This window comes from Klebsiella sp. JN_Kp122 (assembly GCF_040062085.1).
GTDB lineage: Bacteria > Pseudomonadota > Gammaproteobacteria > Enterobacterales > Enterobacteriaceae > Klebsiella > Klebsiella aerogenes.
Genome location: NZ_JBEAHW010000024.1, coordinates 19,408 through 32,385 on the forward strand (window position 1 = coordinate 19,408; position 12,978 = coordinate 32,385).

The window sequence follows — 12,978 nt, forward strand, 5'->3', positions numbered from 1 at the left end:
GTTCGTTCAAATTAACTATAGAAACAGGCGGCCAATGACGGAAAAATTTCGGCAACGTCAACAGGCAAAATCAGCAGGCTGTGCCACAATTATATTGTCGACGCAATCCGGAACCTCCTTCAACACATTGCGCAATACCTGAGGGGAGTCGACGTCGGGGGAAACCCTCCCGTGAGCCAGCGGGATAATGCGAAAGACAAAGACCGGAAAACAACTAAAGCGCCCTGTTGTGGCGCTTTAGTTTTTTGCAGGTATCACCATTAATCCTCTTCCAGCAGGCGTGCGCCGGTCCCCTCTTCACCCAACTTATCTCCAGGGTTGCGTAACGGACAATCGCGGCGCGATAAACAGCCGCAACCGATGCAGCCGTCGAGCTGGTCGCGCAATGCGGTCAGGGTGTGAATACGCCGATCCAGCTCCTCCCGCCATTGCGACGACAGCTGTTTCCACTCTTTGGCGCTCAGATTATGCCCTTCCGGCAGGACGCCGAATGCCTCGCCGATGGTCGCCAGCGGAATACCAATACGTTGCGCAATCTTGATGATAGCGACCGCACGCAGCACATCGCGGCGATATCGCCGCTGATTGCCCGCGTTGCGCTGGCTGCGGATAAGCCCTTTGCTTTCATAAAAGTGCAGCGCCGAGACGGCGACGCCGGTTCGTTTCGCCACTTCCCCAGGGGAGAGCAGCATTTTGATACGGGTTGGTTTCTTTTCCATAAAAGCGCTTTACCTCAAGTTAACTTGAGGAATTATACTCGCCAGCAGACAAAACGACGAATCGAGAATTGAGAGAGGCCGCTTTATGTCCCATCAGGATATTATCCAAACGCTTATTGAATGGATTGATGAACATATCGATCAACCACTTAACATTGATGTAGTCGCTAAAAAATCGGGATACTCGAAATGGTATCTACAGCGGATGTTCCGTACCGTCACCCACCAAACGCTGGGTGATTACATTCGCCAGCGCCGGCTACTGCTCGCCGCTGAGGCGCTAAGGACCACGCAACGCCCTATTTTTGATATTGCGATGGATTTGGGATACGTCTCGCAACAGACGTTCTCACGGGTGTTCCGCCGGGAGTTCGATCGCACTCCCAGCGACTACCGTCATCAGATTTCCGCCTGACGACCGTCGTGCGGCGGACGCAGTAAGATCGGGGATTTCGCCAGCCACTGGATAAACTCCTGTGGCGGCATTGCCCTGGCAAAATGCCAACCCTGACAAAACTGCACGCCGCGCTTAAGCAACCAATCCACCTGATCCAGCGTTTCTACCCCTTCAGCGATGGTTTTTAAACGCAGGCTACGCGCCATGTCGATGATATGCTCGGCAATCAGGTGGCTGGTGCTATTAGTCGTCAGCGTATCGATAAAAGATTTATCAATCTTCAGAATATCGACGTTGAGCGAATAGAGATTGTGCAGGTTGGAATAACCGGTACCGAAATCATCAATAGCTATCTCATAGCCCGCTTCGCGGAAAGCCTGGATCACCGGCGTGGTTTTCGGCACATCGATAAACCCCCTTTCGGTGACTTCAATTTTGATTTGCTTCACGCAAACTGCATAGCTGCGCGCTTTCTCAGTGATCTGTGCAATCAACCTCGCGGAGTGGAAATCCGAGGCCGAAAGATTAATCGCGATATAGAGCTGCGGGTGTCGGGACAAATATTCGCCAAGATCGTTGAACAACTCGTCAACTACGTAATCTGTGACCTGAGCAATCATGCCTGAGTTTTCCGCCAATGGAATAAACTCCGCCGGACTCATGACCGGACCATCAAATCCCGGCCAGCGTAGCAGCGCCTCGGCGCCGACGCAGCGATTATTCTTAATGTCGATAATGGGTTGATAATGCAGACATAGCTGGCGGTGGCTTAACGCCCGCAAGAGCTTATTACGCGGTGAATGATACTGCTGACGGCTGCGCGACCATACCATCAGAATCAATATGCTGCAGATGATCCCTAACGGCAGGGTCAAGGTGACCTGATCGTACAGGCTGGCATAATAACTGGCGCGCGAGGTGGACATGATGACCGCAATCGGCCGAATCGAGGAATGAGCGACGGTATAAACCCGGCCATCCTGATTAAAAAAAGCGTCTTCGTGGCGGATAAGGCGGTGTAGTTCCCTGGCATCAACGTTTTTACTCACCGAGAAAAACATGTTCGTTTTGGTATCGAAGACGCCGTAGGCTAAGTCTCTATCACTGGAAATAACCGAGCTATAAGAGAGAGGATTAACCACCACGGCATAATGGCCGCGCTGCATATAATTCATATCATAGCCCGGATAAAACGGCGTATCGCGGTAGTAGTAAATAGAGACGTCGGGCTGGCGGGTGTAATTCGCCGCGGCTATTCTCCACCCCTCTTCGAGATGAACTGCAGTAGAACAGATGAATTTGTTACCGTTCGCGTAAATCAAGTCATCGACATACAGCAATCCGCGGACAATATTCAACATGTAATGCTGATGCTGCGGGGAACACAATTCCCCTGTAAACTGCATGGCCTTTTCGCGCGCCTGCTCGGATTCATGAATGACCATTTCCGTTTTTTGCAACGCCAGCTGCGAAAACGACTGCAATCTATCGGAGATTTCTTCCCGGGCTCTAATTTGCGCGAACCACAACGCCAACACCACCGGCAGCACAACCACCAGTATGATGAAGAATATTTTGAACGCCTTATGCGGCGCGCTACGACTCATTTCCGCTTTTTATCCATGCGATACGCCTCAATCACGGTATAAGGGCAAAAACCAGGCATTACCGACTGTTATAAAAAACAGCGAATTTCAGCAACGAACACGTTTATGTAAAAACCTCACACCTAATAATGATGAATCATACTTACTTATAGATGGATCGAGAAACATTCTCGTAATAATTAAGACACTAGCCACTTACTAATTCGGTTTCTCCGTACAATTACTCGTAATAAGTAACAAAACCCGTAGAACAATTATCGGCAGTCTACGCCCAGCCCTTAGCAGCGTCGAAAAACAGACGCCAGACAAGCTGGCGTACATTCCCCCGACATTAACCACATTTATTTTGTGGTTTTAAAGTGTCAAAAAAGGTCATTTTTTGTCTGGCGAATAAATCAGCAAATGTGATATAGTTCACACAAGTTGATGAAACAAAACTTTCGTTTCATCACTCCCTGAAGTGCCCCCAGATAGCCAGAGCGTCTCATTAATTGATAATCGCGCCAGGTTGTCTAAGGCCCCCGACTTTCATTGAGAGATAGGATAAGTTAATGGCTTCCATTACTACCAGTGTCGTTCTTTTGCGCTGGCCCCTGGTGAGCGCAGTATTGATGTTCCTGGCCAGCTCGCTGAATATTCAATTACGTAAAAGCGACTATGCCGGTTTAGCGATTATTTGTAGCTGTCTGGGCCTCGCTGCCGCCTGTTGGTTTGCTACTGGCTTGTTAGGCATCACCATGGTGGATGTCGCCAAAATCTGGGGCAACATTAAAGACGTCATGGTTGAAGTCATGAGTCAGACGCCACCAGAATGGCCAATGATGATGACCTGATAAAAAAGCTTCCTACGGGAAGCTTTTTTATTTTCAGCAACAGTGAGGGCCTTCCCCGTGCCCCCGGCTAATATTGTTCGCATAACTGCGGCCGTAGACGCTCGTTTGGGCAGCGCTTAACTGCACAATATGATTGATAAAGACAAGATTCTGGTTCCGCGGCTTCAAAATTGTACGGGCAGATTGGCCGCTCTCTTAACGTTTCCCACTGTTTATCGTCATAACGCGTAATGTTATAAATTTTTAATGAATGATATTGATCATTAATTAAAACTTTAGAGGAAAAAAGTTTCATTGTTTCACCGGGAAGCAATAAAAGATCGGCTTCATACCAGATAATAAACTTCAGAAACCGCAGCCCCGATATTGACGAGAACGCAACGCCGGTATGCGGGCAGATAAGGGTGTTAAGAATAGTCCATTTCATCTTCCATCCTTGTAAGTAAAATCTGTGACGGGGAATTTAGTGATAGCACTCCTGGTCGTTATCTGCAAGGTAGCTTATTAATAGTGTGATATAGAACGAGGCTGGTACACATCGGTCATACCTCTCATGAAGTAAGCTAATCCGGGCTTTATACGAATTTTGTATTAATACTAAAAAAACATAACCATGCAGAGGCTATAAATAACCTTACAATAGATTTTAAATAACAGACAAAAATATCATTTTGATAGTCCATCAGGTTAAATAAGTGATTAGCGATCACAAATAAAAAATATTCTACAGGGAGGGCCGTACCTCCTTCTTTTGTATTATAGCGGAAACGGTAATACCTCTTCCGCCGTACCGACGCAATGGAGGTAAGCAGAAAAAGACGCGGGAGAGCGTATGAATTGTCTAAAATATAACCATCTCCCTGCAGAGTGTCGCATCATGAACATCTTCGGTTTTCAGCGTCGCCTGGCGACGCTTTCCGCCTGCCTTCTCGCCTTACTGTTTGCCGTCTCAGCCCCGGTATCTTCGACGGAAAAACCGCCGCCGTTGCAAAATGATAAAGCTGAACTGGCTATCAATATGGATCACATCATGCAGCCGCAAAAAGGCGATCTTCCCGACATGATCAACCGACGGGCGATCCGAGTGCTAACGACTTACAGCAAGACATTCTTTTTTATCGACAAAGGTACCCAACGCGGCGCTACCCACGATCTTTTCATCGCTTTAGAAAAAGATCTCAATAATCAACTCGCAAAAGAGAAGAAGCTGAAGCAGAAACACCTCAAAGTGCGGATCGTTTTCATCCCGGTCACTCGGGATAACCTGTTCAAAGCGCTAAATGAAGGCAAGGGGGATATCGCCGCCGCCAATCTCACGATTACCTCGTCGCGTCAGGAGCAGGTCGCCTTTACCACCCCGCTCTATAGCGATGTCAAAGAACTGTTGGTATCGGGGCCATCATCGCCCGACGTGAAAAACCTGGAGCAGCTTTCCGGTAAAACCGTGTTTGTCCGCCGCTCCTCCAGCTATTACGAAAGTTTGCAGACGCTTAACGCCCGCTTCGCTAAAGCGTCGCTGCCGCCGGTTATTCTGCAGGAAGCGCCAGAGGCGCTCGAAGATGAGGATCTTCTCGAAATGCTCAATGCCGGCCTGATTCCCCTGATCGTAGTGGATCGCCATAAGGCGCTTTTCTGGAAACAGGTGTTTCCAAAAATTCAGGTGCATGACGACATTGTATTACGGGATGGCGGTAGCATCGCCTGGGCGGTCCGCAAAGATAACCCACAGCTTCTCGCGGTACTGAATAATTTCGTGAAAAATAATCGTCAAGGCAGCACCCTGGGAAACATGATTCTGCTGCGCTACCTGAAAAGCGCGACCTACGTTAAAAACGCCGCAGCCAACAGAGAGCGCGCTAAGTTTTTGCAGATGGTGGAAATTTTTAGAAAATATGGCGAACGCTATGATGTCGACTGGCTGCTGATGGCCGCCCAGGGATATCAGGAATCGCGGCTCAATCAATCGGTACGCAGCCACGTCGGCGCAATCGGCGTGATGCAGGTCATGCCCGCGACCGGCAAGGAATTGAAGGTTGGTGATATCAAAAAAATCGACCCCAACATTCATGCCGGCGTTAAGTATATGCGCTGGATGATCGATCATTACTATGGTGACCAACCGATGACGCCGCTTGATAAGGCGCTGTTTTCGTTTGCTTCTTACAATGCCGGCCCGGCACGCATCGCGCGTCTACGTACGGAAACCCAAAAACGCGGTTTTGACCCAAATATCTGGTTTGGCAACGTCGAGAATCTCGCAGCAGAGAAGATCGGCGCTGAGACGGTGACCTACGTCAGCAATATCTATAAATACTACATTGCCTATCGGCTGATTATGGATGATATCGCCCGTAAACAAAAAGCTACCGCCGCGCCGCTACCCGAGCCTGGAACGGGTAAGCCGCAGCCAGACACAGTTCCGTCAACCGCTCCTGAAACTTCGGCCCCGGCAACCTGAGAGCCTAAAACGAAAAAGCCCCGAACACTCGGGGCTTTTTGTTGGTTTACTGCATAGGCAGTAGGTAATAAGGAAAACCTTAAAAGGGTTCTGATTACCTGTGAATTAAACTTTAATATAAAAATACATCTAAATCATTATTTTAATTTATTTTTAATTGTCTTTTGTAATATTTTTCAATGGTTTTAATGCTGCTATATGGAGAAAACTTTATATTTTTGAACTGCAACTGGCGTTAATGGAATGATTGCCCTCCCCCAACCGTATCTCCATCACCTTCTGGCTGGACGATGAAGTGGTTAAGGCATGGTACGAAGCTGCAACACCGTCATCACGGGGCGACCTCAGCGCTATTCTGATCTCGCCATCACCACTGTTCTGGTGATTAAACGTGTATTCCGGCTGATTCTGCGGACTGTACAGGGATTTATCGATTCCATTTTTGCCCTAATGGACTTTTCCCTGCGCTGCGCGATTACGATGCTCAGGTAGCTGAGGCTCTGGTCATAGTGCGTGCATTGAACAAAATAACAAAGGTCGGTATGCCAGAAAGCGTGCATATTGCCAGAAAACCCGACCGCTACGGGGATGCTTACCCAAAAACTGATCTATTCAACAAAGCCAACGGAAGATCTTACCCACTACAGACACGGTGATTACAGCTAAAATGATGGAAAAAAGTCCAAGAAAAATGAGCAGGGAAAGGAGGGGATTAAGCAGCCCCCCAGACTAGTGAAATCACTAACCCGCCCGAGCTGATCCGATGACAATGTACGTAAAATGATCTCCGGTATAATGAGAAAGAAAATAATAACAATTGGAACATAAATCAGCAGTTTTTTGTTTTTCTCATCTTCCTTCTTGCCCTCTCTGGCAACCATGATAAATTATTGAATGATAATGATACAGCAAGGCTATATAAAATGGCACAAACCTATTTGCAATTGAAAATGTAATCAAACAAGCAATTAGCTATTACATTAACAAAGTCATTAAGAAACATGCACGCCAACCATATGTCTACAATCGAAAAGGTGAAACCAGGCGCAGAGCGGCTAGTCAATTATAGCGCATGCCTTATGCCAGACGAATACTATCGCAGTTCCTGCCGTGACACATGGCGAGAGGACAAACGATTGGTTATGGCCTTAGGTGAAATTTATGACAGAGGCGATGTCACTCTGGACATGGTTGAAATATATTTTCGGAAAACTCTTACCAGGCTCGGCGAGCAAAAAAGCAATAGCCTCGTAGCCCACATTCAAAAATTGTTAGGCAAAGCAGCAGAACATTCATCAGTTAAAGCCAGCAAGTTAGCGCTGTCACTTACCATTGCTAATTTAGTCATTAGCAGCAGGGATTTTAAACAGACCCATATCAAACTCGTTAATTCCTTTTCGGCATGGTTTGTGAACGGAACAACGCTCTATGCTAAAGCACAGATAGCCGCATCCGCAGCTAACAGTCTCAAGTTTCAGGATCCTGCTTACTATCAAGCACTGTATAAAGAAAATATTGAAATGCTTTATTTTCTTATTGAGCCGCAAATGTCGGAGATAATTTATCAAATAAATTCTGGAGATAATAACGAAGAAAAAATCGGTGATGCTTTATATGAGATCTTGAGAAAATGAAGCGTGCGTTCCTGTGGCTTATTCAGTCATTTTTCTACCTGATACCTGCCGTTCTTATTGTCGCGGGGATTTATATTTTTGTGCGTTTTATCCCAAATTACGCGGCAATACTGAGCGCCCTGTGGATAGTCATTGTTTCTATTGTCTATATAAAATACAACAAATGGTATTAGTGGTTATCTGTAGATAGAAGTCGCATATCTTTGCTGCATTATTATCTCTTCCCGAAAACATTGATTCGAATTCGTTAAATACCTCCAGGCTTAGAAATATTGTGTAGCCGTTTTATTTAGGCTAAGTCGGCAATTAACTAATAATCCTCCTGTTTTGAAACTTGGCCACTCAACATACTGAGTCCTTTATCCAATGCTGCAATTCCCGTATTCATTTTCTTGAATAAGATTATCTGGCAGGGGCGTTGCACAGCAGTTCAGGAAAGGTCAGCTACGTGAGCGGCAGTAGTATTAATTATCAGCCTGTGGGAACATCTGAAAGCGACGTATCGCCGGGCAAAAACGATAACGCTTATCTTGGATAACTTTATTATTCACAAGAGTGAGAAAACACGAAACTGGCTGAAAGCGAACCCGAAATCCTGGATAGTTTATCAATCGGTATACTCACCATGGGTGAAACATGTGAGCGGTTAACCATATAGGACTTGCAATGGCTGGCGCAAAGTAGGTTATTTCCCCGCAACCAGCCTTTTCCTGACATGCTACACTCCCCTCCCTCTTTCGAGGTTCAAACCCATTACTGGGTAAGGATAAGTCAGGCTTGCAATAGGCTTTCCAACAACCCATGATTAACTCAGAATATTGAGTTAATCATTTGATTTAGAAAGAAAAACTGCGCACTTAGAACGGAATATCGTCGTCGAAGTCCATCGGCGGTTCGTTAGATGGCGCTGCCGGGGCCTGCTGCTGCGGACGAGACTGCGCGCCGCCGCTGAACTGGTTGCCGCCCTGCGGCTGCTGAGGCTGACCCCAACCGCCCTGCTGCTGGCCGCCGCCTGCCGGTGCGCCGCCGCCCTGACGGCCGCCCAGCATCTGCATGGTGCCGCCGACGTTTACCACGATTTCAGTGGTGTACTTGTCCTGACCGGACTGATCGGTCCATTTACGGGTGCGCAGCTGGCCTTCGATATAAACCTGAGAACCTTTACGCAGGTATTCGCCAGCGACTTCCGCTAGTTTGCCGAACAACACAACGCGGTGCCATTCAGTCTGCTCTTTCATTTCGCCGGTTTGCTTATCGCGCCAGGATTCGGAAGTTGCCAGCGTGAAGTTGGCGACAGCGCCGCCACTTGGCATGTAGCGTACTTCCGGGTCCTGCCCCAGATTACCGACGAGAATCACCTTGTTTACGCCTCTGCTGGCCATGATCGAATCTCCTGAATAATACGTTTTGTATAAGTGTAAACCGGGAATTCTAACACCACAAAGGGGCAATTTGATAGCTGCGAAGCCAATTCCAGAAAACATCCCGCCGCTATGCAATTTTTCACCCTCTTACTGCAGCGCCATTCCAATACTGTATATCCAGACAGGTTAAGTTGTGTCATAATTAGCCGTTTCTGCCGTTTGTCCTTCAAACAAACCAGGCAATCCGTGTATCTACCTACCGGGAAAGGTGAATGGATAAGATCGAAGTTCGGGGCGCCCGCACCCATAATCTCAAAAACATCAACCTCGTCATCCCGCGCGACAAACTCATTGTCGTCACCGGGCTTTCTGGGTCTGGCAAATCCTCACTCGCTTTCGACACCCTGTACGCCGAAGGCCAGCGTCGCTACGTCGAATCGCTCTCCGCCTATGCGCGACAGTTCCTGTCGCTGATGGAGAAACCGGACGTCGATCATATCGAAGGGCTGTCGCCGGCGATTTCTATCGAACAGAAATCGACCTCCCACAACCCGCGTTCGACGGTAGGCACCATTACTGAAATCCACGACTATCTGCGACTGCTGTACGCCCGCGTCGGCGAACCGCGTTGCCCGGACCACGACGTCCCGCTGGCCGCGCAAACCGTCAGCCAGATGGTCGATAACGTGCTCTCACAGCCGGAAGGTCAGCGCCTGATGCTGCTGGCGCCCATTATTAAAGAGCGTAAGGGCGAGCACACCAAAACGCTGGAAAACCTTGCCAGCCAGGGCTACATTCGCGCGCGGATCGATGGCGAAGTCTGCGATCTTTCGGATCCGCCGAAGTTAGAGCTGCAAAAGAAACACACGATCGAAGTGGTTATCGATCGCTTCAAAGTACGTGACGATCTGGCGCAGCGTCTGGCGGAGTCTTTCGAAACCGCGCTGGAGCTCTCAGGCGGCACCGCCATTGTTTCCAACATGGATGACAGTAAAGCGGAAGAACTGCTGTTCTCGGCGAACTTCGCTTGCCCGATTTGCGGCTATAGCATGCGCGAACTGGAGCCGCGTCTGTTCTCCTTCAACAACCCGGCAGGGGCCTGCCCGACCTGCGACGGCCTTGGCGTTCAACAGTATTTCGATCCCGATCGGGTGATTCAGAATCCGGAGCTATCGCTGGCTGGCGGCGCCATCCGCGGCTGGGATCGCCGCAACTTCTACTATTTCCAGATGCTGAAGTCGCTGGCGGATCACTATAAGTTTGATGTCGAAGCGCCCTGGGGCACCCTCAGCGCTAATGTTCAGAAAGTCGTGCTGTACGGTTCAGGTAAAGAGAATATTGAATTCAAATACATGAACGACCGCGGCGACACGTCAGTACGCCGCCATCCGTTTGAAGGCGTGCTGCACAACATGGAGCGCCGTTACAAAGAGACGGAATCCAGCGCGGTGCGCGAAGAGCTGGCGAAATTCATCAGCAACCGTCCGTGCGCCAGCTGCGAAGGCACACGTCTGCGCCGCGAAGCGCGCCACGTGTTTGTGGAGAACACACCGCTGCCGACCATTTCCGATATGAGCATCGGCCACGCGATGGACTTCTTCAACAACCTGAAGCTGTCCGGGCAGCGGGCGCAAATCGCTGAGAAAGTGCTGAAAGAGATTGGCGATCGTCTGAAATTCCTCGTCAACGTCGGTCTGAACTACCTGACGCTCTCTCGTTCGGCGGAGACGCTCTCCGGCGGTGAAGCGCAGCGTATTCGTCTGGCGAGCCAGATTGGCGCGGGGCTGGTTGGCGTGATGTACGTGCTGGATGAGCCCTCCATCGGCCTGCACCAGCGTGATAACGAACGCCTGCTCGGTACGCTTATCCACCTGCGTAATCTGGGCAACACGGTCATTGTCGTTGAACATGACGAAGACGCCATTCGCGCCGCCGACCACGTGATCGACATCGGCCCCGGCGCTGGGGTTCACGGCGGCCAGGTGGTGGCCGAAGGGCCGCTGGACGCCATTATGGCGGTACCAGAATCGCTCACCGGGCAGTACATGAGCGGTAAACGCAAAATCGAAGTGCCGAAACAGCGCGTCGCCGCCGATCCGGAAAAAGTGCTGAAACTGACCGGCGCACGGGGCAATAACCTCAAGGATGTGACGCTAACGTTGCCTGTCGGCCTGTTTACCTGCATTACCGGCGTTTCCGGTTCCGGTAAATCAACGCTGATTAACGATACCCTGTTCCCCATCGCCCAGCGCCAGTTGAACGGCGCGACGATTGCCGAGCCTGCGCCGTATCGCGATGTTCAGGGGCTGGAGCACTTCGATAAAGTCATCGATATCGACCAGAGCCCGATTGGCCGTACGCCACGTTCAAACCCGGCAACCTATACCGGCGTGTTTACGCCGGTGCGCGAACTGTTCGCCGGTGTTCCGGAATCACGTTCACGCGGCTATACGCCGGGCCGCTTCAGTTTTAACGTCCGCGGCGGCCGCTGCGAAGCCTGCCAGGGCGACGGAGTGATCAAGGTTGAGATGCACTTCCTGCCGGATATCTACGTGCCGTGTGACCAGTGCAAAGGCAAACGCTATAACCGCGAAACGCTGGAAATTAAGTACAAAGGCAAAACTATCCACGAAGTGCTGGATATGACCATCGAAGAAGCGCGCGAATTCTTTGATGCCGTGCCGGCGCTGGCGCGTAAGCTGCAAACCCTGATGGATGTTGGTCTGACCTATATTCGTCTCGGCCAGTCGGCAACCACGCTCTCCGGCGGTGAAGCCCAGCGCGTGAAGCTGGCGCGCGAACTCTCCAAGCGCGGTACCGGCCAGACGCTATATATCCTTGATGAACCGACCACCGGTCTGCATTTCGCCGATATTCAGCAGCTGCTGGACGTGCTGCATCAGCTACGCGATCAGGGCAATACCATCGTGGTCATTGAGCACAACCTCGACGTTATTAAAACCGCCGACTGGATTGTCGACCTAGGCCCGGAAGGCGGTAGCGGCGGTGGGGAAATTCTCGTTTCCGGCACGCCGGAAACCGTTGCCGAATGTGAAGCCTCACACACGGCGCGCTTCCTGAAGCCCTTGCTGAAGTAATCTCTCAGGCCTCTTCCTTCACGGAAGAGGCCTCATTTCATCTCATTTCATCTCATTTTTTCACGCTGAGACTTCGTGATTTGCCCGGAGCGCTCACTCTGGCGTCTGATAGTCGCTATCGCCCACCGATGCCGGGAAAACTATGCGAGTACCACGCCTCATTCCGTTATTTATCATCGCCGCCGCGCTATGTACGTTAAGCGCCTGCTCATGGGTTGGCCGCTACAGCGATACGGCCTATCAGCAATTGCTCACACTCAAACAGTTGCATTTGCAGTTCATCGCCACCGCAGCGACGCAGGACGATCAACAATTGAACAAGGAAGATGAACAGATTCGCCAGCAGTTCACGCAGGCGATCGCCCAAGGCGACTCGCTGCGTCAGGAAAATTTCAAGCTACTTGAAGGTAACTATCTGCGCGTATACGCCCATCGCCAGATGCGGGGCGCGCCCTTTACCCCTGCCGAAGCGCAATATTTAACGCGGCAGACCATTTATCTTTATCAACAGGCTATCGCTGGCGAATGTCAGCGTACAGGGAGGGAATAATGCCGACAACCATGGAGATTCGCACGCTGTTGTCCGCTTGCGCGATTAATAGCGCCGAATGGATGCCATTACTGAATAGAGTACTTGGCGATGAGCAGCGCGAAGTACGCGATAGCGCCATCTTTTTGCTACAGGCATTGCAGCAAAAAGCTCAGGGCTGGCTGACCGAAGACGATCTACGGCTACTGCTGGAAGGTCAGCGCGATATTGCCCGCATTCGCGCCAACAACCAGAGCATCGCGCGTCAGGCGCAGCTGCAGGCGACGTTGTTACGGCTGCTCGATATCACGCTGCTGGCGCTGGCTGGCAGGCTATAAG

At 50.2% G+C, this 12,978-nt stretch carries 11 protein-coding genes and 2 pseudogenes; 9 read left to right on the top strand and 4 right to left on the bottom strand.

Features of this window, described 5'->3' with window-relative positions; translation table 11 throughout:
- Positions 1-260: 260 nt before the first annotated feature.
- The gene (gene soxR / locus ABLU78_RS11285; RefSeq protein ID WP_015368733.1) at positions 261-719 is read right to left on the bottom strand and encodes a redox-sensitive transcriptional activator SoxR; all 459 of its coding nucleotides are present in this window, start codon (positions 717-719) and stop codon (positions 261-263) included.
- Between the two features lie 85 nt (positions 720-804).
- On the opposite strand from soxR, the gene soxS reads away from it, so the two are divergent.
- Entirely contained in the window at positions 805-1,134 is a 330-nt protein-coding gene (gene soxS / locus ABLU78_RS11290; RefSeq protein WP_015368734.1) for a superoxide response transcriptional regulator SoxS, read from the top strand.
- Here the strand turns inward: soxS and ABLU78_RS11295 are convergent.
- Positions 1,119-2,723 carry an EAL domain-containing protein gene (locus ABLU78_RS11295; protein ID WP_048229776.1) on the bottom strand — a complete coding sequence of 535 codons (1,605 nt, stop codon included), beginning with the start codon at positions 2,721-2,723 and terminating at the stop codon, positions 1,119-1,121. The two genes, soxS and ABLU78_RS11295, sit on opposite strands and share 16 nt — an antisense overlap.
- A 551-nt stretch (positions 2,724-3,274) precedes the next feature.
- Here ABLU78_RS11295 and ABLU78_RS11300 point away from each other — a divergent pair.
- Positions 3,275-3,556 carry a YjcB family protein gene (locus tag ABLU78_RS11300; RefSeq protein ID WP_015704055.1) on the top strand — a complete coding sequence of 94 codons (282 nt, stop codon included), beginning with the start codon at positions 3,275-3,277 and terminating at the stop codon, positions 3,554-3,556.
- A 67-nt stretch (positions 3,557-3,623) separates the two neighbouring features.
- Here the strand turns inward: ABLU78_RS11300 and iraM are convergent, their stop codons facing one another.
- Positions 3,624-3,983 carry an anti-adapter protein IraM gene (iraM, locus tag ABLU78_RS11305; protein ID WP_015704054.1) on the bottom strand — a complete coding sequence of 120 codons (360 nt, stop codon included), beginning with the start codon at positions 3,981-3,983 and terminating at the stop codon, positions 3,624-3,626.
- A gap of 450 nt (positions 3,984-4,433) precedes the next feature.
- Here iraM and ABLU78_RS11310 point away from each other — a divergent pair, with 450 nt between their 5' ends.
- The 4 genes and pseudogenes from ABLU78_RS11310 to ABLU78_RS11325 form a co-directional block, all read left to right on the top strand.
- Entirely contained in the window at positions 4,434-6,014 is a 1,581-nt protein-coding gene (locus tag ABLU78_RS11310) for a lytic transglycosylase F (protein ID WP_323806368.1), read from the top strand.
- Positions 6,015-6,261: 247 nt separating this feature from the next.
- Positions 6,262-6,485: pseudogene (locus ABLU78_RS11315) on the top strand (transposase); the annotation flags it as partial.
- Between the two features lie 545 nt (positions 6,486-7,030).
- Positions 7,031-7,648 carry a hypothetical protein gene (locus ABLU78_RS11320; RefSeq protein ID WP_226925591.1) on the top strand — a complete coding sequence of 206 codons (618 nt, stop codon included), beginning with the start codon at positions 7,031-7,033 and terminating at the stop codon, positions 7,646-7,648.
- Between the two features lie 403 nt (positions 7,649-8,051).
- Positions 8,052-8,289 (top strand): annotated as a pseudogene (locus tag ABLU78_RS11325) (IS630 family transposase); the annotation flags it as partial.
- Positions 8,290-8,505: 216 nt separating this feature from the next.
- Here the strand turns inward: ABLU78_RS11325 and ssb1 are convergent.
- Positions 8,506-9,030, bottom strand: coding sequence for a single-stranded DNA-binding protein SSB1 (ssb1, locus tag ABLU78_RS11330; RefSeq protein WP_015368746.1), 525 nt, complete (start codon positions 9,028-9,030; stop codon positions 8,506-8,508).
- Positions 9,031-9,284: 254 nt separating this feature from the next.
- On the opposite strand from ssb1, the gene uvrA reads away from it, so the two are divergent.
- The 3 genes from uvrA (at position 9,285) to ABLU78_RS11345 (ending at position 12,977) form a co-directional block, all read left to right on the top strand.
- Positions 9,285-12,110: an excinuclease ABC subunit UvrA gene (gene uvrA / locus ABLU78_RS11335; RefSeq protein WP_015368747.1), complete on the top strand. Its 2,826-nt coding sequence runs from the start codon at positions 9,285-9,287 to the stop codon at positions 12,108-12,110.
- A gap of 142 nt (positions 12,111-12,252) precedes the next feature.
- Positions 12,253-12,660, top strand: coding sequence for a hypothetical protein (locus ABLU78_RS11340; protein WP_045362430.1), 408 nt, complete (start codon positions 12,253-12,255; stop codon positions 12,658-12,660).
- Positions 12,660-12,977 (top strand): hypothetical protein, encoded by a 318-nt coding sequence (locus ABLU78_RS11345; protein WP_032713444.1) that lies wholly within the window; start codon positions 12,660-12,662, stop codon positions 12,975-12,977. The genes ABLU78_RS11340 and ABLU78_RS11345 overlap by 1 nt, the downstream gene beginning before the upstream one ends.
- Position 12,978 lies beyond the last annotated feature (1 nt).

Bases quoted from the DNA above. Each gene is read 5' to 3' on its own strand.
- ABLU78_RS11295 (WP_048229776.1), bottom strand. From the start codon at position 2,723: ATGAGTCGTAGCGCGCCGCATAAGGCGTTCAAAATATTCTTCATCATA.
- iraM (WP_015704054.1), bottom strand. From the start codon at position 3,983: ATGAAATGGACTATTCTTAACACCCTTATCTGCCCGCATACCGGCGTT.
- ssb1 (WP_015368746.1), bottom strand. From the start codon at position 9,030: ATGGCCAGCAGAGGCGTAAACAAGGTGATTCTCGTCGGTAATCTGGGG.
- ABLU78_RS11310 (WP_323806368.1), top strand. From the start codon at position 4,434: ATGAACATCTTCGGTTTTCAGCGTCGCCTGGCGACGCTTTCCGCCTGC.
- ABLU78_RS11320 (WP_226925591.1), top strand. From the start codon at position 7,031: ATGTCTACAATCGAAAAGGTGAAACCAGGCGCAGAGCGGCTAGTCAAT.
- soxR (WP_015368733.1), bottom strand. From the start codon at position 719: ATGGAAAAGAAACCAACCCGTATCAAAATGCTGCTCTCCCCTGGGGAA.
- ABLU78_RS11345 (WP_032713444.1), top strand. From the start codon at position 12,660: ATGCCGACAACCATGGAGATTCGCACGCTGTTGTCCGCTTGCGCGATT.
- uvrA (WP_015368747.1), top strand. From the start codon at position 9,285: ATGGATAAGATCGAAGTTCGGGGCGCCCGCACCCATAATCTCAAAAAC.
- ABLU78_RS11300 (WP_015704055.1), top strand. From the start codon at position 3,275: ATGGCTTCCATTACTACCAGTGTCGTTCTTTTGCGCTGGCCCCTGGTG.
- soxS (WP_015368734.1), top strand. From the start codon at position 805: ATGTCCCATCAGGATATTATCCAAACGCTTATTGAATGGATTGATGAA.
- ABLU78_RS11340 (WP_045362430.1), top strand. From the start codon at position 12,253: ATGCGAGTACCACGCCTCATTCCGTTATTTATCATCGCCGCCGCGCTA.